Genomic DNA, 24700 nt, shown 5'->3' with positions numbered 1-24700 from the left:
AGGACCGCTTGCTGCCGATGCCTGCCCCCATTCGCTTGCCGCAGCTTATCGCTGCCCTGGCTCTCTCGTTTGCCCTGGCCGCTTGCTCGGGTGGCTCGGCACCGTCTAGTCCGCCACAGGCGAGCATCTCTGCGCCGGTCCAGCCCACCCCTAGCCCCGTTCCACCTTCCAGTCCGCAGCCCGTAACACCCAGCTGGGCAACGCGCGGCGTTGCCCTGGATCCGGTCGTCGCCGCGCAGATCTTAGCATCAGCAGAGTTTCGCGCAGCAGACGCCAACTGCACCTATGCAGGCTGCGCCACTTCCGGGACCCCGGCCGGCAACCAGTCACAGGCCTATGCGCTACACAACCTCCATGAAGCGCTGTCGTCGGGGCTGCGGGGTGCCAATCAGCTCGTCGCTGTGGTCGACGAGGGCTTCCGCATCACCCATCAGGAATTTGCCGGCAAGAGCATCCTGCAGAACGGCGTCCTGCCGGTAAAGGACCACGGCACGCACGTGGCCTCCCTGATTGCCGGCAAGCGCGACGGCGTCGGCATGCACGGGGTTGCGCCCGAGGCCAGTCTCCACCTGACGGCGATCAATCCGACCGGCGCCAGCACACTCGATATCGCCAATGTCACGCAAGGCACGCTCCACGCCGCCTCGCTGGGCGCCGTGGCGCAGAACAATTCGTGGGGCTTCAACGTTGCAGCGTCGACTCTGCAGAACCATCTCAATGCCAATCCGGGCCAGAGCGTCGCGCAGGGACTCAACAGCGTGGTCGCCAATTACGGTACCAACCGCTGGCAGGCCTATATCGATGCGCTCGACACCTTCGAGAATGGTGGCGTAGTCGTTTGGTCGCTGTCCAATGACAACACCATCGCCTCGGGCGATATCATGGCGACCCTGCCGTATTTCGAGCCGCGGCTGCAGGGCTCGTGGATCGCGGCGGCGAACGGCTATTTCGAGGTGAATGCCACGGGCGGCATCACCAAGGCCATCCGGTTGTCAGCGCCATGCGGGCTTGCCGCAAGCTTCTGCATCGCCGGCGATGGCACGACGCGGGCCGCCAGCGCAGCGTCGGACACGAGCTACGCCACCGGCACGGGCACCTCTTATGTGGCGCCGCAGATTTCGGGCGCAGTCGCGCTCCTTGCCGAAGCCTTTCCCGATCTCAGCTCGGAAGAATGGGCGAAGCGCCTCCTCGCCAGCGCCGACAACAGCTGGTTTTCCGCGCTTGGCGTACCGGTTGCTGGCAGCGTCGATTTCGGCAACGGCGTTTCCCATTCCTATTCGGGCGAATGGGGCCATGGCGTGCTCGATATTGCCGCAGCGCTTCGCCCCATCGGCTCGGTCGCGGTGCTCTCGGGAGACAATGTGGTCACCAGTGAGCGCGCGAGCCTCGCCGACAGTACGCTGGTGGCGCCTTCGGCCTTTGGTGACGGCCTGGCCACAGCCCTGGCCCCCAACGACATTGCAGTATTTGACAGCATGAATCGCGGCTTTGCCGTCGAGGGCTCGGCTCTGGTGGCCAAGCCGCGCAGCACCATGCTGCCGGAATTGCTGGCCTCGGTCAGCGGCCCTGCCTTTGGCGCTGCGCCGACATTCAAGCAAGTGCAGGAGAGCCAAGGCGCAACGCCCGCGGCACAGGTTGCCCTGTTGGGCAATGCTGCGGGCGTTTTCGAAACGACGGGATCAGGGGTTCTGAACAACCGCGCTTCCGTCTTCTCCAATGCCAGGAATGCGCTGACTGTGGTCTCTACGAGCGGGTCCGGGCCGCTTTCCATCACCGCGGTCGGCATTGCCGGGCAGGGTGCGGAAGGCCGAGGCGGGGTCGGCGGCACCGGCCTCAACCTCTCCCTTGCGGGGGGTGGCAGCCGCATCTCGCTGGGCATGAGCTATCTGGGGGAAGAGGGGAGCGTCCTTGGCCTTGGCCGTAATGCGGCTTTTGGCCTTGGTTCGGGCGGCGTGACCGGCGCGGCGCATCTTGGCATCGACCAGGCGCTGACGCCCAAGCTGTCGCTGTTCGGGCGGCTGGAATATGGCGTCGCGCGCCAAATGGGCACGACGTCCGGGCTGGTCAGCGGCCTTTCGGACATGCAGTTCTCGGGCTTCGAGCTCGGTGCCCGCATGAGTGACGTGTTCAGCAACAACGACGTGGCAGGCATTTCCATTTCACAGCCGCTGCGTGTGGAAGGCGGTGCCATGGGGCTGAACCTGCCGGTGTCCCGATCTGCCGATGGCACGATCGAGCATCGCAAGGCCACGGCGGACCTGGCGCCGAGCGGCCGCGAACTGGACCTCGACCTCAGCTACGCCGTCCCGGTCAACAGCGGCAAGTTGCAGCTGGGCCTGCAGTACCGCTTCGACGCGGGCCATGTGGAAGGCGCGTCGGCCGCAGGCGCAGCGGTCAGTTTCCAGCAGGCGTTCTAGCCATAAGAAAAGGGGGAAGCCGCTGGCCTCCCCCTTCATCAGATCAGACAGCGATCTTGCCGCCGCCCTGCTTGGTGATGACCACCACCGACGGGCGGGTCGGCATGGCATCGTCGAAGTCGGGCCAGCGGGTCGAGAGGTCCTCGTAGTAGGAGACGCGGCCGAAGCCTTCCCAGTCGTCGCCGCCATCGGCCGGATGCTGCACCGCCACAAAGGCCGTCTCGTCATCGGGCGTGAAGAGCGGGCCGCACATTTCGGCGCCAACCGGTACGCGGAAGAAGAGCTTCGAGGTGGCGCGCGCCTCGCCCTCGGTGTCCACGGCCCAGAGGCCATCGGTACGGCCGGTGTCGGAGGGGTTGTTGCCGTCGGTGGAAACCCAGAGGCGGCCCATGGAGTCGACCGCGGCGTTGTCGGGCATGCCGAACCAGCCGTTTTCGGTGGTAGCGCTGGAGAAGGTGGCCCCCACTTCGGCGATCGAGGGATCGCCGCACTTGAGCATCACTTCCCAGGTGCCGGTGGTGGCAGCGAAATCGCCATCGGTCTCGGCGATCTCGATGATGTGGCCGAAGGCGTTCTCCGCGGTCGGGTTGGCGGCATCCACCTGCTCGGCGGTGCGGCGGGTATTGTTGGTCAGCATGACATAGACCTTGCCGTTGACGCCGTTGGGCTGGATGTCTTCGGGGCGGTCCATCTTGGTGGCGCCAAGGAGGTCGGCGGCGCGGCGGGTCTCGATGACGATATCGGCCTGGGACTCAAAGCCGTTCTCGGCGGTCAGCGGACCCTGGCCATGCACCAGCGGCATCCACTCCATGGAGCCGTCCTCGGCGAACTTGGCCACATAGAGCGTGCCGTCGTCGAGCAGGTCCATGTTGGCGGCCCGGTCATCGGGATTATAGGTGCCGGCAGTCACGAACTTGTAGACATAGTCGAAGCGCTCGTCGTCGCCGAGATAGAAGACGACCTTGCCATCCTTGTTGACGATCGACTCGGCGCCCTCGTGCTTGAAACGGCCCAGAGCGGTGCGCTTCTTGGGCACGGAGTTCGGGTCCATGGCATCGACTTCGACGATATAGCCGAAGCGGTTGGGCTCATTGGGCTCCTTGGCGATGTCGAAGCGGTCGTAGAAGTTGGCCCATTCATAGGAGCCTTCCGGGATGCCGAGACGGTCGTAATTGGCAAATTCGGGATGGTCCTCGGTCAGTTCACCGGTGAAGTAGCCGTGGATGTTTTCCTCGGCCATGATGTAGGTGCCCCAGGGCGTGACCCCGCCGGCGCAGTTGTTGATGGTGCCAAAGACCTTGGTGCCGCTCGGATCGGCATTGGTCTGCAGGCGCTTGTGGCCGGCAGCCGGTCCGGTCAGTTCCATTTCGGTGTTGACGGTGACGCGGCGGTTCATCTTGCCGTCCTTGATCACCTGCCACTTGCCGTCGACCTTCTCGATTTCGACAATGGTGCCGCCATGGGCCGCCATTTCCACGTCGACCTGCTCCTTGGTGAGCGGGTTCATGGTGATCTCGCCGTCGACAAGAGTCACGAGGCCCGGAAACATCAGGTGCGGATTGGTGTATTCGTGGTTGACCACGAGCAGCCCGTGCTCGCTGGAGCCGTCCAGCGGGATGTAGCCGACATAGTCATTGTTGTAGCCGAACTGGCGCTCCTGGGCGGCCGCGCTCTGCTTGGTTGGGTCGAATTCGGGCGCATCGGCGAAGAGGCCATCGCCCCAGCGCAGCAGGATGTCGGCATCATAGCCTTCGGCGACGTGGTGGGTTTCGTCGATGCCGGCTTCCACTTCGGTGAAGGAGAAGGCAGAGCCACCTTCCTGGGCGCGAGCCGGGCGGGCGCTCAGAAGCGCCAGGGGGCTGACCGTGGCGGCGATTGCGGACACGGCCAGGGAGCCGGCGAGGAAGCCGCGGCGGGAGAAACGGGTGCTGATCAGCTCACCCATGGTGGGGTTGGCAGAGTGGTTGCGCGGCTCGGCGTCAGCGGCCTCGAGCTGCGATGTCTTGAAGATCGGATTCTGGTCGTTCATGTAGATTGCCCCTTCAACAGCAACGGCTGGCTCCAGCTTGGAACCATTCCAAGCTGTAAGGGGGCTCTGCGAAAGTTAGATGACACAGCCGGACAGGGCAGACCCTGTCCGGCGACTGCCTAGTTCAGGCGGCAATCTGCATCGGTGCCGATCTGCTCCATCAGAGCGTCGATGGCAGCTTCCAGCTGCGGGTCGGTATTGAGGCCGACCTTGTTGGGGTCGAAGGGCACCGGCAGATCCGGTGTGATGACGTTGTTTTCGTAGTAGCGGCCGTCGGCGCGGCGGTATGGCAGCACTGGAATGCCATATTCAAGCCCCGGCACGACGGCGCTTTGCACATAGTCCACTGCCGTGCCCGTATTGAGCATGATGTCACCCACCAGCGGTCCGATCCCAGTGTCCTGGTAGGCTTGGGGGAAGACCGAGCCATCGGAATAGGAGAAGCTATCGGCCACCACGGCGCTGGGCCAAATCCAGCGGTTATTGGGCTCGCTCTCCATTGGCCCGCCTGCGACGCCCATGCCGCCATAGGCTTCGCCACTCAGCAGGGTGATGAGTTCACGGGTGAGGTTGCCGCCGACATTGGAGCGCACGTCGACAAGGGCTGCTTTGGCGACGCCGCGTGCCGCCGTCAGATTGCCGAGGAGGTTCAGATAGGCCTCATTGTCCATCGCGGGGATGTACTGGTAGGCGATGCAACCGTTGGAGAGCCGCTCCACCATCTCGCGCCGCGCGTCGAGCAGCCGGGCCTTCGCCAGCACGGCTTCGTCGCCAAGGCTGATCGGCCGGACGGAATAGGAGCGTTCTTCGCGCGTCGTCGCGTCGGTCACCACAACCTGGGCGGGCCTGCCAACATTGAGGTCGAGCAGGCGATCGAGACCACCGGCCTCGGGAACCGGGCGGCCGTTGATGGCCGTGATGATGTCGCCAGGCTGGATATCGACCGAGCGGCGGTCGAGCGGTCCTCCGGGGAGGATGGCCGCCACGCGCCGGCCGGGTCCGGTGTAGTTGTGGTCGAGATAGACTCCGAGGGCGTCATTGCTGTTGCCCAGGTCTGCTCGCGCCGTTTCCGCGCCGCCATAGCTGACGAACATGTGCGAGCCGGAAAGCTCGCCATACATGGCCGAGATCAGTTCCCGGAGTTCGCGGTCGCTGGCGATCGATCCCAGATAGGCGCGGTACTTGTCCCCGATGGCCGCCCAGTCGCGGCCTTCGTGATTGCTGTCGTAGTAGCGATATTCCGCATCGGCCCAAGCCTGTTCAAAGGCCGCGATCCGAGCGGCCTGTGCATCGCGCGCAAAGAACAGGTTGGAGGCAATGGTGCTGACCTGATTGGGCGCCGAAAGCGGGATGCGCAGGATCCGGCCCGGCACCTTGGCGTCGAGAACACCGAGCGCACCGACAAAGGAGATCGACTGCAGGTCGGGCGCCTCGAACGTACCGATGGTGGTGATGCTGCCATCGGCGAGGCTCACCACGTCGAGTTCGAATGTCGAGTCATCGACCGCCGAAACTGCGAGGAGGTTCTCCTGGTCCGGCAGCGGCACGACCATGCCAGTGTGATCAAGGTCATCAGTCAGGCGCCCTTCGAGCCGCGCCGGGCGGAAGCCGTCGAGCGCGTAGCGCATCGGCTCGGCGGAATTTGCGTTGTCATCGTCGGATGCTGGTGCGTCACCCTGCGCGGCCGCCATGAAGTCCAGCCGCGCCGCTTCCGACAGGAAGACGCGGTAGAGGTCGGCATCCAGCGCCGCCAGCTGGGCATTGCGTGCGCCATAGAGCGTCGTCATGCCGATGATCTGGGTGCCGTCGAGACTCCAGAATGCGCCATAGAGGTTGGGCACGGCGCCGAGCGGGCGCGGCGGCGCGCTGCCGTCGGCCGGCACCACGGCCACGCGGTTCGTCTGGCTGCCGCCGATGGAGCGCCAGTTGACCACAAGGTCCTCGGACGTCGGCGACCAGCTGAAGCTCATGTCGCCGTCCTTATAGACGGAGTTGTAGTCGTCCTCGCCGAACAGCGCCGTGACGTCACCGCTCTGGAGGTCGAGCACCTTGATCTCGCGCCGGTCGGCTACGAAGGCGACCTTCTGGCCGTCGGGCGAGAAAGACGGCTGGTAGGCATTGCCCGTCTCGAGAACATAGAGCGCCGTTTCGGAATAGCTGTCCGCGAGCTTGTCGTCCTCACCCGCGCCTAACGCGACGACATAGAGGCCCCACTGGTGATTGCGCTGCGCCGCATAGACCAGCATGGAGCCATCTGGCGAGAAGGCAATGTTGCGCTCTTCGCCAGGCGTGGCGGTGACCTGCCGGAAATCGCCGTCCGTGTCCTGGATGAAGACATCGGCATTGACCACGATGGCGAAATGCTGCCCGTCGGGGGAGGAAACGAATTCCTGGTTGGAGACGGCGCGGAAGTTGTCGTGCCGTTCGGCGCGTTGCTCGAGCGTCATCACCTCGATGGCGCGGGGCTCGCCGTCGGTTTCGCGCTGCACGTAGATCCTGCCGCGATTGGCAAAGGCGATGGTGCCGTCATCGGCAACCGACAGGTCGCGCACAGGATCGCCTTCGAATTGCGTCAGTTGGACCTCTTCGCCGGTGGCGAGATCCACCCGCCAGACATTAAGCCAGCCTGAGGCTTCGGAGAGATAATAGAGTTCCTCGCCGTCGGCGCTCCAGACCGGGTTGTGCCGATCGACGCCATCGGCGGCAAAGACCCGCTCGTGCAAGCCGCTGACCTTGTCGTAGATCCAGAGCTGGCGCGCATTGGGAGCGACGCGGTGTTGCCGATCGTAGGGGTCGGCGGAGGGATTATAGGTATAGACCAGCCTTGTGCCCTCCCTGTTCCACTTTGCCTGGATGGCGAGGTTGGGCAGGACCAGCGCCTCGCGGCCCGATTGGACGCTGACGGAATAAAGCTGCGGTTCGTTCGAAAGCGCGGCCTGCACGCTTTGCTCGGCATCGCCCAGGCGGAGCGAATTATAGAGGATCTCCCCATCGGTGAATTGCGTCGGGCTCTCGCCGGCCGAGGACCAGGTCATGCGCTGCAGCGAACCGGCGAAGTCGGTCATGTAGACGTCGTCGTCGCCGTTGAGGTCGGAGGCGAAGGCCAGGCGCTCGGAATCGGGCGACCACACAGCGCTGTGGCTATAGGCGCCGTTGGCGGTGAGCGGCACGGCGAGCCCCCCTTCGGCATCCACCACGAAGATGCGTCCGCGATAGGTGAAGCTCAGCGTTTCGCCATTGGGCGCGATGGACGGATAGCGCACCCAGATCGGCTTTTCGCCCAGCGAGAGGATGTCGCCCGTGTCCTGCCCAAAGGCCGGCAAGGCGCTTGCAAGTGCCACGATTGCGAAAATGGCCCGCCGCTTCAACATCTCTGTCCCCCTCCGTTGGCGGCGGTCACACAAGCCTATGCGGGTAAAGACTTGCTGAAACCGTACTGCAATTTTCCATCCGTTCCGCCCGGGATGCTCTTCTTGCCTATTTAACAGGCCGCAGCTTCAGAGCTGCTCAATTTGTGCGCAAGGCCGTGGCTGGCTGTTGAAAAAATGAGCAGCGCATCGGATGGCCGACGCACGGCGCCACCAGAATTCTTTGTCTTCAACCACTTAGCCCCTGCGCAGCGCTGGCACAGCCTTTGCAAAGTCTCCCCCGCGGAGAAACACGGAGGGTGTAATGACTGCAACAAAGAATTTGGCGGCCATGTTGGGACTGGTCTCGACCATCGGGTTGGCCTCGCTGGCAACCCCGGTCCTGGCGCAGGACGAAACGATCAAGGTAGGCATCCTGCATTCGCTATCGGGCACGATGGCAATCTCGGAAACCACGCTCAAGGACACGATGCTGTTCCTGATCGAGCAGCAGAATGCCAAGGGTGGCCTCCTAGGCAAGCAGATCGAGCCAGTAGTCGTTGATATCGCCTCCGACTGGCCGCTTGCCGCGGAAAAGGCCCGTGAACTTCTGACGGTCAACGACGTCGATGCCGTTTTCGGCTGCTGGACCTCGGTCTGCCGCAAGTCCGTGCTGCCGGTGTTTGAAGAGCTCAATGGCCTGCTGTTCTACCCGGTGCAGTATGAGGGCGAGGAGTCGCAGCGCAACGTCTTCTACACCGGCGCGTCGCCGAACCAGCAGGCGATCCCGGCCGTGGATTACCTGATGAACGAGGAAGGCGTCGAGCGCTGGGTCCTGGCCGGCACCGACTATGTCTATCCGCAGACCACCAACAAGATCCTCGAGCAATACCTGCTCGACAAGGGTGTCGCGCAAGACGACATCATGATCAACTACACGCCTTTCGGCCATTCCGACTGGCAGACCATCGTCTCCGACATCAAGACCTTTGGCTCGGCCGGCAAGAAGACCGCCGTGGTGTCGACCATCAACGGCGACGCCAACGTGCCGTTCTACCGCGAGCTGGGCAACCAGGGCGTGATGGCCGAGGACATTCCGGTCGTCGCCTTCTCGGTCGGCGAGGAAGAGTTGTCGGGCTTTGACACCACGCCACTGGTCGGCCACTTGGCTGCGTGGAACTACTTCATGAGCGTCGATACGCCCGAGAACGAGGACTTCATCGCCGCCTGGCACGAGTTTATCGGCTCGGAAGACCGGGTGACCAACGACCCGATGGAAGCGCACTATATCGGCTTCAACCTCTGGGTTAAGGCCGTGGAGGCTGCCGGCTCGACCGAGGCAGACGCCGTGATCGACTCCATCGTGGGCCTTGAGACGCCGAACCTGACCGGTGGCGTCGCCAAGATGCTGCCCAACCACCACATCACCAAACCCGTGCTGATCGGCGAAATCCAGGATGACGGCCAGTTCGACGTGGTCTGGGAAACCGAGGACCTCGTTCCCGGCGACGCCTGGTCCGACTTCCTGCCCGAAAGCGCCGTGCTCGAAGCTGATTGGACCGCGCCGATCAACTGCGGCAACTACAACACCGAAACCGAGAGTTGCGGCGCGGCTGCAGCGCAGTGACGCCCTGAGCAACCCAGGCGAAGGCGGCTTGCTGCCTTCGCCCTCTGACGACGCGGCGGCCAGGAGTGGCACGAATGGTTTTGAAATCTCTGATCGCACGAGCAAGCATGGACATGCGGCAGTGGCTGGCGGTCCTGCTGCTGGCCATGCTCGGCGCGACCACGCCCGCCGCCGCCCAGGTCGCCGACGCTGAGCTGGCGCCGCTTGTCGATGCGCTTTATCCCGGCTCCTATTCTGATCGCGAGGCAGCGATCGCAGCCCTCGTCGCAACAGCTGATCCGCGGGTCGTGCCGATCCTGCAGGTGCTGGGCGAGGGCGATCTTTATGCTGTCGAGGCCACCGGCAAGGTCGTATTCGCCGAACGCAGCGGCGACAATTTCGCGCTGACCGATCCGGTGACCAATGGCCCGATCGGGGAAATCGGCCGCCGCGAGGCGGAAAAGGTCAAGGTCAACAATTCGCTGCGCCGGGTAATCCGCACCGCCATCGGGCAGATGACGCTTTTGAGCGAGGATCGATCCACCCGCCTGGCCGCAGCGCAATCCATTCTGCGCGATTCCGATCCCGCCAATCTCGAACTGCTGGACCAGGCGCTGGCCGCCGAGGGCGACGCCGACATCAAGCGCACCATGGAACTGGCGCGCGCGGTGATTACGCTGAAGTCCGGTACGAGCGCCGAAGACCTGCGCCAAGCCGCCGATGTCGTGGCGCGCTCGGGCAGCCGCGATGCGGCAACCATCCTTTCAGCCGCCCTGACCACGGCGCCCGATGAGCTCAAGGCAGACATCCAGGCCAGCCTTGATGGTCTCGCGCGTGACCGGGCGGTTTGGGATGCGCTGCAGAATGTCTGGTTCGGCGTGTCGCTCAGCTCGGTGCTGCTGCTGGCGGCCATCGGTCTCGCCATCACCTTTGGCGTCATGGGCGTGATCAACATGGCCCATGGCGAAATGGTGATGCTGGGGGCCTATACGACCTTTGCGGTGCAGGAGGTCATTCGCCTCAATGCGCCGGGTCTCTTCGACTATTCGCTGGCCATCGCGATGCCCTTGGCCTTTCTCCTGACGGCGCTGGTCGGCGTCGCCATCGAGCGCGGCGTCATCCGCTGGCTCTATGGCCGGCCGCTGGAAACGCTGCTGGCCACCTGGGGCCTGTCGCTGATCCTCCAGCAGACGGTGCGCTCAATTTTCGGGCCGACCAACCGGCAGGTGGGCAATCCGAGCTGGATGTCGGGCTCCTTCGAGTTCTATGGCCTTGCGATCACCTGGAGCCGGCTCTGGATCGTGCTGTTTGCGCTGGCCGTGTTCTTTACGCTCCTGGTGGTCCTTAACCGCACGGCTCTGGGCCTCCAGATGCGGGCGGTGACGCAGAACCGGCGCATGGCCTCTGCCATGGGCATCCGCACCCCGCTGGTCGACGCCATGACCTTTGGCCTGGGCTCGGGCATCGCAGGACTGGCGGGCGTCGCCCTCAGCCAGATCGACAACGTGTCGCCGAACCTGGGGCAGGGCTACATCATCGACAGCTTCATGGTCGTGGTGTTCGGCGGTGTGGGCAATCTCTGGGGCACCATGGTGGGCGCCCTGACGCTGGGAATCGCCAACAAGTTCCTCGAGCCCTATGCCGGCGCCGTCCTGGGCAAGATCCTGATCCTGGTCCTCATCATCCTCTTCATTCAGCGCCGGCCCCGAGGGCTGTTCGCGCTCAAGGGAAGGGCGGTGGAGGCGTGATGAACTTGTCGATTGGCACTGCGGGCGCAGCCAGCGCCTCCCTCCCCCTTGAGGGGAGGGACCGAGGGTGGGGGTTCTTCGCCCACCAAGAACTCGATAGCCGCGGGGGCGCCGGAACCCCCACCCTAGCCCTCCCCTCAAGGGGGAGGGGACCGATCGTGGCTAGCCATAACAGGGAGGCCATCCCATGCTGACCCAAGCCTTCTTTCGTGCACTCGACCGCAAGGCCATCTGGCTGGTGGGCATTCTCGTTGCCCTCGCCATCCTGGTGCCCGCCGCCAACCTCCTGATCCCGGTCGGCCAGCCCGGCCACGTGCCGGTCTATGTGGTGACGCTGTTCGGCAAGTATCTGAGCTACGCCATGCTGGCGCTGGCCCTCGACTTGGTCTGGGGCTATTGCGGCATCCTTTCGCTGGGACATGGCGCCTTCTTTGCCCTGGGCGGCTATGCCATGGGCATGTATCTCATGGGCCAGATCGGCGACCGCGGCGTCTATGCCAATGCGGAACTGCCCGACTTCATGGTGTTCCTCAACTGGCAGGAACTGCCCTGGTACTGGCAGGGCTTCGACAATTTCTGGTTCGCCTGCCTCATGGTGGTGCTGGTGCCGGGACTCCTGGCCTTCGTCTTCGGCTTCCTCGCCTTCCGCAGCCGCGTGACCGGCGTCTACCTGTCCATTATTACCCAGGCGATGACCTTCGCGCTGCTGCTGGCCTTCTTCCGCAACGACATGGGCTTTGGCGGCAATAACGGCCTGACCGACTTCAAGGAAATCCTGGGCGTGCCGGTGCAGGCAGCCACCACGCGCGGCGCCCTGTTCGCCGCAACGGCGCTGGCCCTGGCGCTGTCGGTCTTCGTCTGTTCGATGATCGTCAATTCCAAGCTGGGCAAGGTGATGGTGGCGGTGCGGGATGCGGAAAGCCGCACGCGGTTCCTCGGTTACCGGGTCGAATATGTGAAGCTCTTCGCCTTCACCGTTTCGGCGGTCATGGCGGGGATCGCCGGCGCCCTCTACGTGCCGCAGGTCGGCATCATCAATCCGGGCGAGTTCGATCCGGCCAACTCTATCGAAGTGGTGATCTGGACGGCGGTGGGCGGCCGCGGCACCATTGTCGGGCCGATCATCGGCGCCATCCTCGTCAACATGGGCAAGTCCTATTTCACCGGGGCGCTGCCCGAGCTCTGGCTCTTCGCCCTTGGCGCGCTCTTCGTCTTGGTAACGCTGTTCCTGCCCAAGGGAATCGTGGGCCTGCTGGGGCAATATCGTGCCGCCACCGCCCGCCGTTCGTCGGCGGCCACGGAAGCGGGCACCGACCCACAGCCCGAGCCGGCGGAGTAGAGGCGATGACCGACAAGACCGGCACCATGCTTTATCTCGACGGCGTTTCGGTGAGCTTTGACGGCTTCAGGGCCATCAACAAGCTGTCGCTGATCGTCCACCCCGCGGAAATGCTGGCCATTATCGGCCCCAACGGCGCGGGCAAGACGACGATGATGGACATCATCACCGGCAAGACCCGGCCCGATGACGGCGAGGTGCTGTTCGACGGCCGCACCGATCTCACCAGGCTCGACGAAGCGGCCATCGCCAATCTCGGCATTGGCCGCAAGTTCCAGAAGCCGACCGTGTTCGAGAGCCAGACGGTCTGGAACAACCTCGAAATGGCCCTGCGCAAGCCGCGCGGCATCTTCCAGACGCTGTTCTACACTGCGAGCGCGGATGACGTTGCGCGCATCGAAGATATCCTCCAGACGGTGCGCCTTTCCGCCCGCAAGGACGACCTCGCTGCAGATCTCAGCCACGGGCAGAAGCAGTGGCTCGAAATCGGCATGCTCCTGGCGCAGGACCCCAAGCTGCTGCTGGTCGACGAGCCCGTTGCCGGCATGACCGACAGCGAGACGGTGGAAACGGCTAAGCTTCTCAAGTCCATCGCCGAGACCCGTTCTGTGGTCGTCGTCGAACACGACATGAGCTTCGTGCGTGACCTGGGTTGCCGGGTCACCTGCCTGGCCGAAGGATCGGTCCTCGCCGAAGGCACACTGGATCAGGTCAGCGCCAACCCCGTCGTCATCGAACGCTATCTGGGGCGCTAGCATGGGCAGCCTACCACGCGGAGAAACAGCATGAGCACGGCTCTCGCCATCCAGGGCGTCGACCTCCACTATGGCGCGGCGCAGGCGCTCCGTGGCGTCAGCATCGCCTGCAAGCCGGGCCGCATCACCGCCGTGCTCGGGCGCAACGGCGTAGGCAAGTCGTCCACCCTTCGAGCCATCACCGGCGTCAATTCCATCACGGCCGGCGACATTCTCCTGGGCGAAGAGGTGCTGCGCAAGGCGCCACCCTACAAGCGGGCACGGCTTGGCATCGGCTATGTGCCGCAGGGCCGGGAGATCTTTCCGCTGCTGACGGTCAGGGAAAACCTTGAAACGGGCTATGCCGGCCTCTCGCGTGGCGAGCGCAACATTCCTGACTATATCTTCACCCTGTTCCCCGTGCTCAAATCCATGCTCGGGCGCCGCGGCGGTGACCTCTCCGGCGGTCAGCAGCAGCAGCTAGCCATCGGCCGGGCGCTGGTGACGCGGCCGAAGGTGCTGGTGCTCGACGAGCCGACGGAAGGCATCCAGCCCTCGATCATCAAGGACATCGGCCGGGCCCTGCAGTTCCTGCGCGACGAAAAGGGCATGACCATCCTCCTCGTCGAGCAATTCCTCGACTTCTGCCGCGAGATCGCCGACGATATCTATGTCATGGACCGCGGCGAGATCCGCCATCGCGGTCCGGCCAGTGATCTCGACCGGCCCGACGTGCGCCGGTATCTGATGGTTTGAGCATGGTGGCCGTGTCTGCCGATCCGAAGCTTCAGCGCGCCAAGGGCGTGGGCCGCATCGCGGTCAAGACGCGCGACGGGCGCACGGCGTTGCGCACGCTCTATCAGGAAGGCTGCGCCAAGATCCGGCTGCCCAAGAGCTTCGACACCTCCGTCAGCGCGGTGCTCATCAACACCGCCGGCGGGCTGACCGGGGGCGATCACGTCGCCTGGCACGCCGATGTGGAAGCCGGTGCCCGCCTGACCCTGACCACCCAGGCCTGCGAGCGGGTCTACAAGTCGCTTGGCACCGATGCCGAGATCGAAACGCGGCTTGTCGTCGGCGCCGGGGCGCATCTCGATTGGCTGCCGCAGGAAACCATCCTGTTTGAAAACAGCCGTCTATCGCGCCGCATCCATATCGACCTTGATGAAACCGCCAGCCTATGTGCGGTCGAGGCCGTGCTGCTCGGTCGGGACGCCATGGGTGAAACGGCGCGCCACGCGCGCTTCGCCGACCGCTGGCGCATCCGCCGCGGCGGCCGGCTGGTGCATGCCGAAGCCACGCGCATTGCCGGTGTTCCCGAACTGGAGCGCGATGGAATTGCCCTCCTTGCCGGTGCATCGGCCTTCGCGACGGTAATCTATATCGGTGCGGATGCCGAAAAACGGCAGGCGCAACTGCCCGCCGCTTCGCCCGGCGTCGGCATCAGCCGCATCGGTGAGCGGCTGGTCGTGCGGGTTCTCGCGCCATCGGGCCTCGCCCTGCGGCGGCTCATCGTGCCCATCATCGCCCAGCTGTCGGGAAACGGCGGGCTGCCGCGTCTTTGGTCTTTATAGGAATCCCAGATGAACCTTACCCCCCGCGAGAAGGACAAGCTGCTGATCGCCATGGCGGCGATCGTCGCCCGCAAGCGGCTCGAGCGCGGCGTCAAGCTCAACCACCCCGAGGCCATCGCCCTGATCACCGATTTCGTGGTCGAGGGTGCCCGGGAGGGGCGCAGCGTCGCTGATCTCATGGAGGCAGGTGCGCATGTGATCACGCGCGAGCAGGTCATGGAGGGCATCGCCGAGATGATCCACGACGTGCAGGTCGAAGCCACCTTTCCCGACGGCACCAAGCTCGTCACCGTCCACCAGCCCATTCGCTAGCCCAAGCAGAGGAACAGATGAAAACAACTTCAGGTACATTCTGGGCCGTGCTCGGCCTTACCATGTTCGCCGCCACCCCGGCCTTCGCCCACCTCGATCCGCTCGAGCATGGCTCATTTGCCGCCGGCTTCTCCCATCCGCTGTTCGGCCTCGACCATATCCTCGCCATGGTCGGCGTCGGCCTCTGGGCCAGCCTCCTGGGCGGTCGGGCCATCTGGGCCGTGCCGTCCGCCTTCGTTGCGACCATGGTCGCCGGCTTTGCCCTGTCCATGACGACCATCGGATTGCCCTTCGTGGAACCGGTGATCGCCGCCTCGGTGGTGGCGCTCGGGCTCCTGGCGCTGGTGGCGCTCCAGGCACCCACCGCCATCGCGGCGCTTATGGTTGCCGCCTTCGCGCTGTTCCATGGCTATGCCCATGGCAGCGAACTGGGCGCAGCCGGCACACTGCCCTTCATGGCCGGCTTTGCCCTCGCAACGGCAGCGCTGCATGCTGCGGGCGTTTTCGCCGGCCTTGTGGCTGGCCGCTTCACCGGGAGCATGGCGGCCCGGATTGCCGGCGGTTTCGTGGCGCTCGGCGGGCTCTGGATCGCGGTGGGGAACTGAGCATGATCCCCGGCGAAATCCTGACCCGCGGCGGTGACATCACGCTCAATGCCGATGCCGAGGCCATCACCCTGGTCGTGGCCAATACTGGTGACCGGCCTATCCAGGTCGGTTCGCATTATCATTTCTTTGAAACCAACGCGGCGCTCCGTTTCGACCGCGAGCAGGCGCGCGGCATGCGGCTCGACCTCGCGGCCGGCACTGCCGTGCGCTTCGAGCCGGGTCAGGAGCGCGAAGTGCGCCTGGTGCCGTTCGGCGGCAAGCGCGAAGTCCATGGGTTCCAGCAGAAGGTGATGGGACAACTCTGATGGCAGTCAATCTCAGCCGTGCCGCCTATGCGCAGATGTATGGTCCCACCGTGGGGGACCGCGTGCGTCTGGCCGATACCGAGCTCTTTATCGAGGTGGAGAAGGATTTCACCACCTATGGCGAGGAGGTCAAGTTCGGCGGCGGCAAGGTGATCCGCGACGGCATGGGTCAGTCGCAGGCGACGCGCGGCGAGGGCGCCGTCGATACCGTCATCACCAATGCCCTGGTGGTCGATCATACCGGCATCTACAAGGCCGATATCGGCCTCAAGGACGGGCGCATCCATGCCATCGGCAAGGCGGGCAATCCCGATACCCAGCCGGGCGTCGACATCATCATCGGGCCCTCGACCGAAGCGATTGCGGGCGAAGGCCGGATCCTCACCGCAGGCGGGTTCGACGCCCATATCCACTTCATCGCCCCCCAGCAGATCGAGGAAGCGCTGGTCAGCGGCGTCACCACGATGCTCGGCGGCGGCTCGGGTCCTGCCCATGGAACGCTAGCCACCACCTGCACCGGTGCGTGGCACATCATGACCATGATGGGCGCCTTCGAAGCCTTTCCGATGAACCTGGCGCTGGCGGGCAAGGGCAATGCCTCCAAGCCGGCTCCGCTCGAGGAGATGATCCGCGCCGGCGCCGCTGCCCTCAAGCTGCATGAAGACTGGGGAACCACGCCCGCCGCCATCGACAACTGCCTCGCCGTGGCCGACGCGTTCGACGTTCAGGTGATGATCCACACCGATACGCTCAACGAGAGCGGATTTGTGGAGGACACGATCGCCGCGATCGGCGGGCGCACCATCCACGCCTTCCACACCGAAGGCGCCGGCGGCGGCCATGCACCCGACATCATCAAGGTGGCCAGCCACCCCAATGTCATCCCGTCCTCGACCAACCCGACGCGGCCCTATACGCGCAACACCATCGCCGAGCATCTCGACATGCTCATGGTCTGCCACCATCTTTCGCCGTCCATCCCCGAGGATGTCGCCTTTGCCGAAAGCCGCATCCGCAAGGAAACCATCGCGGCCGAAGACATCCTCCACGACATGGGCGCCTTCTCGATTATCTCATCCGACAGCCAGGCCATGGGCCGGGTCGGCGAAGTGCTGATCCGCACCTGGCAGACCGCCGACAAGATGAAGCGCCAGCGTGGCCGCTTGCCGGAGGAAACCGGCGACAACGACAATTTCCGCGTGAAGCGCTATATCGCCAAATACACGATCAACCCGGCCATCGCCCACGGCATCTCGCGCCATATCGGCTCGATCGAAACGGGCAAGCGCGCCGATCTCGTGCTCTGGAACCCGGCCTTTTTCGGCGTGAAGCCCGAAATGGTGCTCCTGGGCGGCGTCATCGCCGCCGCACCCATGGGCGATCCCAATGCCTCCATCCCGACTCCCCAGCCCATGCATTACCGTCCGATGTTTGGCGCCTTCGGCAAGGCGCGCAAGGCATCCAGCGTCACCTTCACCAGCCAGGCCGCCATCGACGACAATATTCGCGAACGCTATGGCCTCGAAAAGACGCTGCTTGCTGTGGAGAATACCCGCGGTGGCATCGGCAAGGCCTCGATGATCCTCAACAACGCCATGCCGCGGATCGACGTCGATCCCGAGACCTACGAGGTCCGGGCCGACGGCGAGTTGCTGACCTGCGAACCAGCCACGGTCTTGCCCATGGCACAGCGCTACTTTCTGTTCTGATGACCATGCTTCCTGTTGCCGCCCATATTCCCGCCGCCGCCGTTTCCGGCCAGCCTTTCGCGACCGTCACGCTCGAAGCCGACGAGCGGCGCCTGCGGCGCAAGGCGTTGCGCCTTTCCACGGGCGAGGATGTGCTGCTCGATTTCCCCGCCACCATCACCCTCGCCGATGGCGATGCGCTTCAGCTCGCGGATGGCAGGCTGGTTGGGATCAGGGCGGCGCAGGAGGTGCTCTACGAGGTCACCGCAAGGGACCAGGCGCATCTCGTCCGCCTTGCCTGGCATATCGGCAACCGGCACCTGCCGGCGCAGCTGGAGGCGGGGCGGCTGCTGATCCGCCGCGACCACGTGATCCGCGAAATGCTGGTGGGGCTCGGCGCGACCGTGCGGGATGTCGAGGCGACCTTTTCGCCCGAACACGGCGCCTATCATGGTCACAGCCATGGCGCCGAAAACCACGTCCTGCGCCTTCATCGATGACCCTCGCCCTGCAACGGCTGATGGCGTTCCTGTCGCCTGCTTTTCCGGTGGGCGGCTTCGCCTGGTCGGCAGGCCTCGAAACCGCCATTGCCGATGGAGTGGTCACCGATGCCGTCACGACGCGCGCGTGGCTGGGCAATTTCCTCCAGTATGGCGGGTTGACCACCGACGCCATCCTCCTTTGTCAGGCCCATCTTCATGCCCGTAATTCAAGTGTTCTCGAGGAGCTGGCGGAGCTTTGCCTGGCTCTCACCGTCGCCAGCGAGCGCCATGAGGAACTGACGCAGATGGGAGACGCCTTTGTGCGCGCAACAGCCATCTGGCCCGTGCCGCTGCAACTGCCGTCGCCTGTGCCATACCCCGTGGCAGTCGGGGCCATAGCCGCTGCACACGACATTGCCCTATTGGACACGGCCGTTGCTTTCCTCACCGCGCAAGTGCAGGCGCAGATTTCCGTAGCCGTGCGCCTCGTGCCCATCGGGCAGGTTGCCGGCCTCCAAACGCTGGTGGCGCTGGAGCCGGCCATCGCCGAGCTTGCTCGCTTCGCCACCACCGCCACCCTCGATGACCTGGGTACGATCGGCTATGCCGCCGACATTGCCCAGATGCGCCACGACACTCTGCCTACAAGGATATTCCGCTCATGACTTCTCCCAACGGTCCCCTGCGCATCGGCATCGGCGGCCCCGTCGGCTCTGGCAAGACCACGCTGTGCGAGATGCTGCTCAAGGCCATGCGCGAGCGCTATTCCATGGCCGTGGTCACCAATGACATCTACACCAAGGAGGATGCGCTGATCCTGTCGCGGGTGCAGGCGATTTCCGAGGATCGCATTGTCGGGGTCGAGACCGGTGGCTGCCCGCATACGGCAATTCGCGAAGACGCTTCCCTCAACCTCGCCGCTATCGATGCCTTGAATCGCAAGTTCCCGGACCTCGACATCATCCTGATCGAGAGTGGCGGCGACAACTTGGCAGCGACCTTTTCGCCGGACCTGGCGGACATCACGCTTTATGTCATTTCAGTCGCGCAGGGCGAGAAGATCCCACGCAAGGGTGGCCCTGCCATTTCGCGGTCCGACCTCCTCGTGATCACCCATACCGACCTGGCGCCCCATGTCGGCGCCAGTCTTGAGGTGATGGAGGCCGATACGCAGAAGGTACGGGAAGGGCGCCCCTATATTTTCACCGACCTGCTGCGGCGCGAAAAGATCAACGAGATCATCGACAGCATCGAGCGCATGGGCGGTCTCCAGGTGGCAACCTAGGGCATATCACGCCCGTTTTCGTGCTTTGGGAGCACTGGTGCCTGCCAGGATTTCCGCCAGCCGCCCGGGCTCGACGGGGCGCGACAGGAGATAGCCTTGCAACTGCTGGCAGCCGATGTCTCCTAGAAACGAACGCTGCTCCTCGGTCTCGACCCCTTCGGCGGTGACGACCATATGCATGGCCCGACCGAGGTCCACGATCGAACGGACGATGCTGTCGATTTCCTGGTCAACGCCCAATTGCGCTGTATAGGACTGGTCGATCTTGAGTTTGTCGATGCCGTGGGTGCGCAGGTAGCTGATGGAAGAATAGCCCGTTCCAAAGTCGTCGAGCGCCACACGGATGCCGCGCGCCCGCAGGCGCGTCAGGGTCGACTGTGTAAGCGGAGAGTTCTGCAGCAGCAGCCCTTCGGTGATTTCGATTTCGAGGCGCTTGGCGGCTAGGCCAGTGCTGTCGAGGATCTCGAAGACACGATCCGCAAACCTTTCATCACGGAACTGCAGGGGCGAGGCGTTGACCGCCACCCAAGGCAGGTCAGACGAAGCCGCATAGTCGCAAGCCTCTCGCATGACCCAGAGGCCGAGCTGGTCGATCAGTCCACGCTCTTCGGCAAGCCCTATGAAGGTAGCCGGGTTCATGCGTCCCCGGGTTGGATGGGCCCACCGCACCAGCGCCTCAGCGCCAGCGACCTTGCCGCTCTGCGCCATAAAGATGGGTTGATAGACCAGTTGCAGGCCCGGCGTTCCATTGAGGGCTTCGCGCAGGTCGCTCTCCAGGGCACGGCGATCCCGAATGACAGCATTGAGTTCACCGTCATATGCCTGGTACCGGCCCCTGCCGCTGTTCTTGGCCTCGTAGAGCGCGGTGTCGGCCTGAACCATCAGGTCGCCCATCGACAGGGCGGCATCCGACACCACGGCGACGCCTACGCTCGCGCCCACATTGCTCAAATGGCCGGACAACTCGAAGGGCTGGGCGAAGGCATCCACGATGCGCTGGCTCAGGGTCAACGCTTCAGCCGTATCGGCGGGGTGGAACTGGATCACGGCGAATTCGTCGCCGCCAAGCCGTGCCACCGTATCGACCTCCGAGACCAGCGCCTTGAGGCGTGCCGCGCTTTGCCGCAGCAACTCGTCGCCGGTCGCGTGTCCGAAGGCATCATTGATCTGCTTGAAGCGATCAAGGTCCACGTAGTGGAGCGCCACGAGTGACGCGCCATCGCGCATGTTGGCGAGGGCCTGTTCCAGACGGTCCTCGAACAGGGCACGGTTGGGCAGGCGGGTCATAGGGTCGTGGAAGGCGAGGAAGGAGGCCTGGGCCTGGGTGTCCTCAAGCTGGATCGAAGTGCGCTGCAGGCGTCTAAGAACATAGACCACCCCTGAGCCGCCCAGCAGCAGGCCAGCGATCATCAGTGGCAGGGTTCGCCAGATCAGGTCTTGCGCGGGCTTGGAGGGTGTCCAGGTGAAGAAACCGATGATGCGGTTGTCCGAATTCATCACCGGCAGGGACATGGTGCCGTTGTCTGCCGCGGCAGACTTGTCGAATGTGAGGCCGGAGATCTCATAGCGTTCACTGATTTCAGCCGTGAGTCTCGTGTCGATCAGCCTGATCGAAATGTGCAGGTATTCCGTACCCGGCGCCTGGCTGACGGCATCGCTGGTGGGCACGACGGGCCGCACGCTGGCTATGGCAGGCTGGCCATCGCCAAGCACGACCATGTCCTCTACGCCAAGCCCGCTAATCGCCGAGGTTGAATCCTCCAGGCCCGTCGAACGACTGGCCATCTGGGCGCGCAGGTCATGCACCAAAGGATCAAGCGCATGAGTGTCGAAGGAGTAGAGCCGGTTGTCGACGCGCACGCTTTCGGAGACCGAGCGCACCGGCGCATTGTTCGGATCGAGTATATAGACCCGGTTGTGACCGAAATAGTCGCTCATCCACTCCGCGAGGTTGTCGGCAATCCAGAACTCGTTGCCGGCACGAAGATTGAGGACGGCATCGTCCCAGGCGACTGAACTGTCCTGTTCGACTGGGATGCGTTCAAGCGCCTCGGTAAGTCCCCGCTGCACGGCGCTTGCCTGCCGCGCCATCGATCGTTCGTCGATCGTGGATGCGGCCCACCAGCTGAATGAGCCGATGATCGCCACCAGCGTCGCCGCCAGGGCAAAGGACAAATAGCTGATCTGGCGCGAAAGGGAGGTGGTTGACCGCAATGGCTTGGCTGATGCTGGAGTTCGTACCCACAGCCTTAACCGCCAAGCCCTAAAAAACCGTGCCTTACCTAAGTTAAGTGCTTGTCAGGCAACTGTAAGCTTCCGCTGACGCCGGCTTGGTCAGGCTGCCCGTGCGGCCGCAGGCGTCGCGCTCGCGGGAAGGCTGAGCGAGGCGACAAGGCTACGATATTCCTGGCGCGCGTTGACGTGCGACATGGATGGAGCGGTGCCAAAGAGTCCGGCGTCCAGCGGGTCGAACACGGTCATGCCGATCGGGAACAGCGAGCGGAAGATCACGCGCTCGGCAATACCGTCGGCTACGCGGCAGCCGAGCCGCTCCGCCAGGCGATCCACTGTGTTCTGCACTTGGCTGGCATTGCGCGACCCGAGGTTAGAAATGCGGTTGCGTACCAGGACCCAGTCGATGGCCTTGCCGTCACGGGTGAGGCGTTCGGAGCGGGCGCGCTGTACATTGCGCGAATAGGGACTGGTTTCGATCGGCTCGCCGCTCACCGGGTCAACCTTGGCCAAGACATCGAGGTCGATCATGCTGTCATTGATGGGCGTCACCAGCGTGTCGGCGAAGCCATGCGCCAGGCGCGCCAGATTGCCGTCGAAGCCGGGCGTGTCGATGACGATGAAATCGGTCTCGCCGCGAAGGCTGTCCAGGGCCTTGCTGAAGATGTCGAGTTCAGCGCGCTGGTTCTCGCGGATAGAGTCGCCCCAGGCGGTGGGGAGATGCACATGCTTGGGCATGGGCACCTGGTGCCCGGTCGTCTCCACCGTCGTGCGGCGGTTGCGCACATAGCGGGTCAGGGTCTGCTGCCGGCTGTCCACGTCGATGGTCGCCACGCGATAGCCCTGGTGCAGCAGATAGACGGCAAGATGGAGGGCGGTGGTGGATTTGCCCGAGCCGCCTTTTTCGTTGCCGACCGTGATGATGTGGCTGCTGCCGAGCGCCATGTCCGACCTCCATTGAGGGAACGAAGTCCCTCCGCCATGAAGTGCACACATGGTTAACAAACGGCTAACATATCAACGTCCTTCGTCCTCATTGTGGACATTGCAAACAGCTGCCGGTGCCCAATAACCGGCCGTTAAGGTAAACCAGCCGATAAGGGAGCCAGCTGTGTTGTTCGAAGTGAGTTCCCCGTCCCATGCGTCTTATAATCGGCATCCTCATTGTGATCGGCTGCGTGGTGGGCGGGTATCTGGGCGTCGGCGGCCACATGCAGGTGCTGTGGCAGCCCTTCGAATTCGTCATCATCCTTGGTGCCGCCATCGGCGCCTTCGTGATCGGCAATACCGGCCCAATCATAAAGGGAACGCTTGGCGCTTTCGGCACCCTGTTCAAGGGTCCGAAGTACAACAAGGAAGCCTATGTGGAACTGCTGGGCATGCAGTTCAGCATGTACAAGCTCATCCAGTCCAAGGGCATATTGGCGCTCGAGCAGCATATCGAAAATCCACACGAATCCACGCTGTTCAACCGCTTCCCCAAGTTCGCGGCCAACCACCATGCGGTGGAATTCGTCTGCGACTACATGCGCATGGTGACGCTGGGCGCCAACAATGTGCACGAGATCGAAGCGCTTATGGACGAGGAGCTCGAAACCCACCATCAGGAGCAGGAGCGCATCGTGGGCGCCGTGCAGGCCCTTGCCGACGGTACCCCGGCCCTCGGCATCGTGGCCGCCGTGCTGGGCGTTATTCACACCATGGGCGCCATCAGCGAGCCGCCCGAAGTGCTGGGTCACATGATCGGCGGCGCTCTGGTGGGTACGTTCTTCGGCGTGTTCGTCGCCTATGGCTTCTTTGCGCCCTTCGCCCAGTCGCTCAAGAACATCTATGAGTCGGAATCCAAGTATTTCCTGTCGCTCAAGGTTGGGCTTTTGGCCCATATCTCCGGCCAAGTGCCGGTGATGGCGGTGGAGTTCGCGCGCAAGTCGCTGTTTGCCGAAGTGCGGCCGACCTTTGCCGAGGTCGACGAGGCCACCGGCAACCTCGCTCCGGCCACCTAAGCGTCCCCGATAGGAGGCCGCCATGGCCAATTTCGACCAGCCGATCATCATCAAGAAGGTCAAGAAGAACAAGCACGCCCACCATGGCGGCGCCTGGAAGATCGCCTATGCCGACTTCGTGACCGCCATGATGGCCTTCTTTCTCCTGCTCTGGCTGATCAGCATGACCACGCCCGAGCAGAAGGAAGGTCTCGCCACCTATTTCGCGCCACCCAATATCGCGCCCACTACCAGCGGTTCGGGCGGGTTGATGGGCGGCACGGCGCTCGAAAGCTCAGGATCGCTCATGACCGGCGCCACGCCGCAGGACCGCGAGGATGCATCGGTGACGCCGAAGGGCCGCGAGTTCGGTGCCAAGCAGGGCGCCCTCAGCGGCAACGAGCAGAAGGACGGCAACCAGTTCGATGCCGCCAAGGCCTCCTCCTATGATCTCAAGGCGCAGGACGACCAGGGTTTCCACAGCGCCGCCGCCAGCATCAAGCAGGCTTGGCAGGCTCTGCCCGAAATCACCGAGATCGCCGACAACCTCCTCGTGGAAGAGACTGAGGAAGGTCTCAACATCCGCATCATCGACCAGGAGGGCACGCCGATGTTCCCCGAAGGGTCGAAATATCCCAACGAGGCGACCCGCCAGGCCATTGCTGCCATTGCCCCGATCCTGCAGCAACTGTCCAATCCGGTGCGCATCGAGGGCCACACGGCGGCCGGCGGCGTCTATGCCAACCCGCGCTATGGCTCGTGGGAGCTGTCGGCGGACCGCGCCAACAGCGTGCGCCAGATCATGGGCGAGTTCGGGCTTTCCGACGAAAAGATCGATTCGGTGGTGGGGCGTGCGACAGCCGAGCCGTTCTTCCCCAACGACCCCTATATGGCGGCCAATGAGCGGATCGAGATTACCCTGCTTTACCAGACGCCCCCTGTGCCGGCGGGGCTGGCGCCCTAGCAGTAGTTCCGGAAAACTAGGCTGAAGTCGACCCACCCGACTGGTATG

The 24700-nt window shown here is 64.0% G+C and carries 19 protein-coding genes and 1 pseudogene; 16 read left to right on the top strand and 4 right to left on the bottom strand.

Annotation, left to right across the window (positions count from 1 at the left end; all coding sequences use genetic code 11):
- Window positions 1-17: 17 nt before the first annotated feature.
- Window positions 18-1193: pseudogene (locus tag VIL88_RS18070) on the top strand (S8 family peptidase); the annotation flags it as partial.
- A 1267-nt stretch (window positions 1194-2460) separates the two neighbouring features.
- Here the strand turns inward: VIL88_RS18070 and VIL88_RS02340 are convergent.
- The gene (locus VIL88_RS02340) at window positions 2461-4446 is read right to left on the bottom strand and encodes a PhoX family phosphatase (RefSeq protein WP_331985523.1); all 1986 of its coding nucleotides are present in this window, start codon (window positions 4444-4446) and stop codon (window positions 2461-2463) included.
- A gap of 119 nt (window positions 4447-4565) precedes the next feature.
- A complete protein-coding gene (locus VIL88_RS02335) occupies window positions 4566-7817 on the bottom strand; it encodes a S41 family peptidase (protein ID WP_331985521.1) in 3252 nt (1083 codons plus the stop codon).
- 328 nt (window positions 7818-8145) lie between these two features.
- On the opposite strand from VIL88_RS02335, the gene urtA reads away from it, so the two are divergent.
- From urtA to ureG, 13 genes are all read left to right on the top strand, one after another.
- Window positions 8146-9420, top strand: a complete 1275-nt coding sequence (urtA, locus tag VIL88_RS02330) for an urea ABC transporter substrate-binding protein (protein WP_331985717.1) — start codon at window positions 8146-8148, stop codon at window positions 9418-9420.
- A 74-nt stretch (window positions 9421-9494) separates the two neighbouring features.
- Window positions 9495-11147 (top strand): urea ABC transporter permease subunit UrtB, encoded by a 1653-nt coding sequence (urtB, locus tag VIL88_RS02325; RefSeq protein WP_414650101.1) that lies wholly within the window; start codon window positions 9495-9497, stop codon window positions 11145-11147.
- A gap of 187 nt (window positions 11148-11334) precedes the next feature.
- Entirely contained in the window at window positions 11335-12486 is a 1152-nt protein-coding gene (gene urtC / locus VIL88_RS02320) for an urea ABC transporter permease subunit UrtC (protein ID WP_331985519.1), read from the top strand.
- Between the two features lie 5 nt (window positions 12487-12491).
- The gene (gene urtD, locus VIL88_RS02315; protein ID WP_331985517.1) at window positions 12492-13241 is read left to right on the top strand and encodes an urea ABC transporter ATP-binding protein UrtD; all 750 of its coding nucleotides are present in this window, start codon (window positions 12492-12494) and stop codon (window positions 13239-13241) included.
- A gap of 30 nt (window positions 13242-13271) precedes the next feature.
- A complete protein-coding gene (gene urtE / locus VIL88_RS02310) occupies window positions 13272-13976 on the top strand; it encodes an urea ABC transporter ATP-binding subunit UrtE (protein WP_331985515.1) in 705 nt (234 codons plus the stop codon).
- 2 nt (window positions 13977-13978) lie between these two features.
- The gene (locus VIL88_RS02305; protein ID WP_331985512.1) at window positions 13979-14794 is read left to right on the top strand and encodes an urease accessory protein UreD; all 816 of its coding nucleotides are present in this window, start codon (window positions 13979-13981) and stop codon (window positions 14792-14794) included.
- Window positions 14795-14803: 9 nt separating this feature from the next.
- Window positions 14804-15106: an urease subunit gamma gene (locus tag VIL88_RS02300; RefSeq protein ID WP_331985510.1), complete on the top strand. Its 303-nt coding sequence runs from the start codon at window positions 14804-14806 to the stop codon at window positions 15104-15106.
- 17 nt (window positions 15107-15123) lie between these two features.
- Window positions 15124-15711, top strand: a complete 588-nt coding sequence (locus VIL88_RS02295) for a HupE/UreJ family protein (protein WP_331985508.1) — start codon at window positions 15124-15126, stop codon at window positions 15709-15711.
- A 2-nt stretch (window positions 15712-15713) separates the two neighbouring features.
- Entirely contained in the window at window positions 15714-16019 is a 306-nt protein-coding gene (locus VIL88_RS02290) for an urease subunit beta (RefSeq protein WP_331985506.1), read from the top strand.
- Window positions 16019-17728: an urease subunit alpha gene (gene ureC, locus VIL88_RS02285; protein ID WP_331985504.1), complete on the top strand. Its 1710-nt coding sequence runs from the start codon at window positions 16019-16021 to the stop codon at window positions 17726-17728. Before VIL88_RS02290 ends, ureC begins: the two co-directional genes overlap by 1 nt.
- The gene (locus tag VIL88_RS02280) at window positions 17728-18207 is read left to right on the top strand and encodes an urease accessory protein UreE (protein WP_331985502.1); all 480 of its coding nucleotides are present in this window, start codon (window positions 17728-17730) and stop codon (window positions 18205-18207) included. The genes ureC and VIL88_RS02280 overlap by 1 nt, the downstream gene beginning before the upstream one ends.
- On the top strand, window positions 18204-18854 hold the full coding sequence (locus VIL88_RS02275; protein WP_331985500.1) for an urease accessory protein UreF: 651 nt from the start codon (window positions 18204-18206) through the stop codon (window positions 18852-18854). The genes VIL88_RS02280 and VIL88_RS02275 overlap by 4 nt, the downstream gene beginning before the upstream one ends.
- Window positions 18851-19474 (top strand): urease accessory protein UreG, encoded by a 624-nt coding sequence (ureG, locus tag VIL88_RS02270; protein ID WP_331985498.1) that lies wholly within the window; start codon window positions 18851-18853, stop codon window positions 19472-19474. Before VIL88_RS02275 ends, ureG begins: the two co-directional genes overlap by 4 nt.
- 6 nt (window positions 19475-19480) lie before the next feature.
- On the opposite strand, the gene VIL88_RS02265 is transcribed toward ureG, so the two are convergent.
- A complete protein-coding gene (locus VIL88_RS02265) occupies window positions 19481-21688 on the bottom strand; it encodes a bifunctional diguanylate cyclase/phosphodiesterase (RefSeq protein WP_331985496.1) in 2208 nt (735 codons plus the stop codon).
- A 120-nt stretch (window positions 21689-21808) separates the two neighbouring features.
- Window positions 21809-22651, bottom strand: coding sequence for a division plane positioning ATPase MipZ (locus tag VIL88_RS02260; protein WP_331985494.1), 843 nt, complete (start codon window positions 22649-22651; stop codon window positions 21809-21811).
- A 194-nt stretch (window positions 22652-22845) separates the two neighbouring features.
- Here VIL88_RS02260 and motA point away from each other — a divergent pair, with 194 nt between their 5' ends.
- Window positions 22846-23709 (top strand): flagellar motor stator protein MotA, encoded by an 864-nt coding sequence (gene motA / locus VIL88_RS02255; RefSeq protein ID WP_331985492.1) that lies wholly within the window; start codon window positions 22846-22848, stop codon window positions 23707-23709.
- A 22-nt stretch (window positions 23710-23731) separates the two neighbouring features.
- Window positions 23732-24652, top strand: a complete 921-nt coding sequence (locus VIL88_RS02250) for a flagellar motor protein MotB (protein WP_331985490.1) — start codon at window positions 23732-23734, stop codon at window positions 24650-24652.
- Window positions 24653-24700 lie beyond the last annotated feature (48 nt).

It is taken from the genome of Devosia sp. (genome assembly GCF_036563435.1).
Taxonomy (GTDB): domain Bacteria; phylum Pseudomonadota; class Alphaproteobacteria; order Rhizobiales; family Devosiaceae; genus Devosia.
This window is presented reverse-complemented; position numbering and strand designations above follow the sequence as displayed.

What these genes read in the sequence shown, in the direction of transcription:
- ureC (WP_331985504.1), top strand. Translation starts at nt 16,019, where the DNA reads ATGGCAGTCAATCTCAGCCGTGCCGCCTATGCGCAGATGTATGGTCCC.
- urtD (WP_331985517.1), top strand. Translation starts at nt 12,492, where the DNA reads ATGACCGACAAGACCGGCACCATGCTTTATCTCGACGGCGTTTCGGTG.
- VIL88_RS02290 (WP_331985506.1), top strand. Translation starts at nt 15,714, where the DNA reads ATGATCCCCGGCGAAATCCTGACCCGCGGCGGTGACATCACGCTCAAT.
- urtC (WP_331985519.1), top strand. Translation starts at nt 11,335, where the DNA reads ATGCTGACCCAAGCCTTCTTTCGTGCACTCGACCGCAAGGCCATCTGG.
- VIL88_RS02295 (WP_331985508.1), top strand. Translation starts at nt 15,124, where the DNA reads ATGAAAACAACTTCAGGTACATTCTGGGCCGTGCTCGGCCTTACCATG.
- VIL88_RS02260 (WP_331985494.1), bottom strand. Translation starts at nt 22,651, where the DNA reads ATGGCGCTCGGCAGCAGCCACATCATCACGGTCGGCAACGAAAAAGGC.
- VIL88_RS02300 (WP_331985510.1), top strand. Translation starts at nt 14,804, where the DNA reads ATGAACCTTACCCCCCGCGAGAAGGACAAGCTGCTGATCGCCATGGCG.
- VIL88_RS02335 (WP_331985521.1), bottom strand. Translation starts at nt 7,817, where the DNA reads ATGTTGAAGCGGCGGGCCATTTTCGCAATCGTGGCACTTGCAAGCGCC.
- VIL88_RS02250 (WP_331985490.1), top strand. Translation starts at nt 23,732, where the DNA reads ATGGCCAATTTCGACCAGCCGATCATCATCAAGAAGGTCAAGAAGAAC.
- ureG (WP_331985498.1), top strand. Translation starts at nt 18,851, where the DNA reads ATGACTTCTCCCAACGGTCCCCTGCGCATCGGCATCGGCGGCCCCGTC.
- urtE (WP_331985515.1), top strand. Translation starts at nt 13,272, where the DNA reads ATGAGCACGGCTCTCGCCATCCAGGGCGTCGACCTCCACTATGGCGCG.
- VIL88_RS02275 (WP_331985500.1), top strand. Translation starts at nt 18,204, where the DNA reads ATGACCCTCGCCCTGCAACGGCTGATGGCGTTCCTGTCGCCTGCTTTT.
- VIL88_RS02280 (WP_331985502.1), top strand. Translation starts at nt 17,728, where the DNA reads ATGACCATGCTTCCTGTTGCCGCCCATATTCCCGCCGCCGCCGTTTCC.
- urtB (WP_414650101.1), top strand. Translation starts at nt 9,495, where the DNA reads ATGGTTTTGAAATCTCTGATCGCACGAGCAAGCATGGACATGCGGCAG.
- motA (WP_331985492.1), top strand. Translation starts at nt 22,846, where the DNA reads ATGCGTCTTATAATCGGCATCCTCATTGTGATCGGCTGCGTGGTGGGC.
- VIL88_RS02305 (WP_331985512.1), top strand. Translation starts at nt 13,979, where the DNA reads ATGGTGGCCGTGTCTGCCGATCCGAAGCTTCAGCGCGCCAAGGGCGTG.
- VIL88_RS02340 (WP_331985523.1), bottom strand. Translation starts at nt 4,446, where the DNA reads ATGAACGACCAGAATCCGATCTTCAAGACATCGCAGCTCGAGGCCGCT.
- urtA (WP_331985717.1), top strand. Translation starts at nt 8,146, where the DNA reads ATGTTGGGACTGGTCTCGACCATCGGGTTGGCCTCGCTGGCAACCCCG.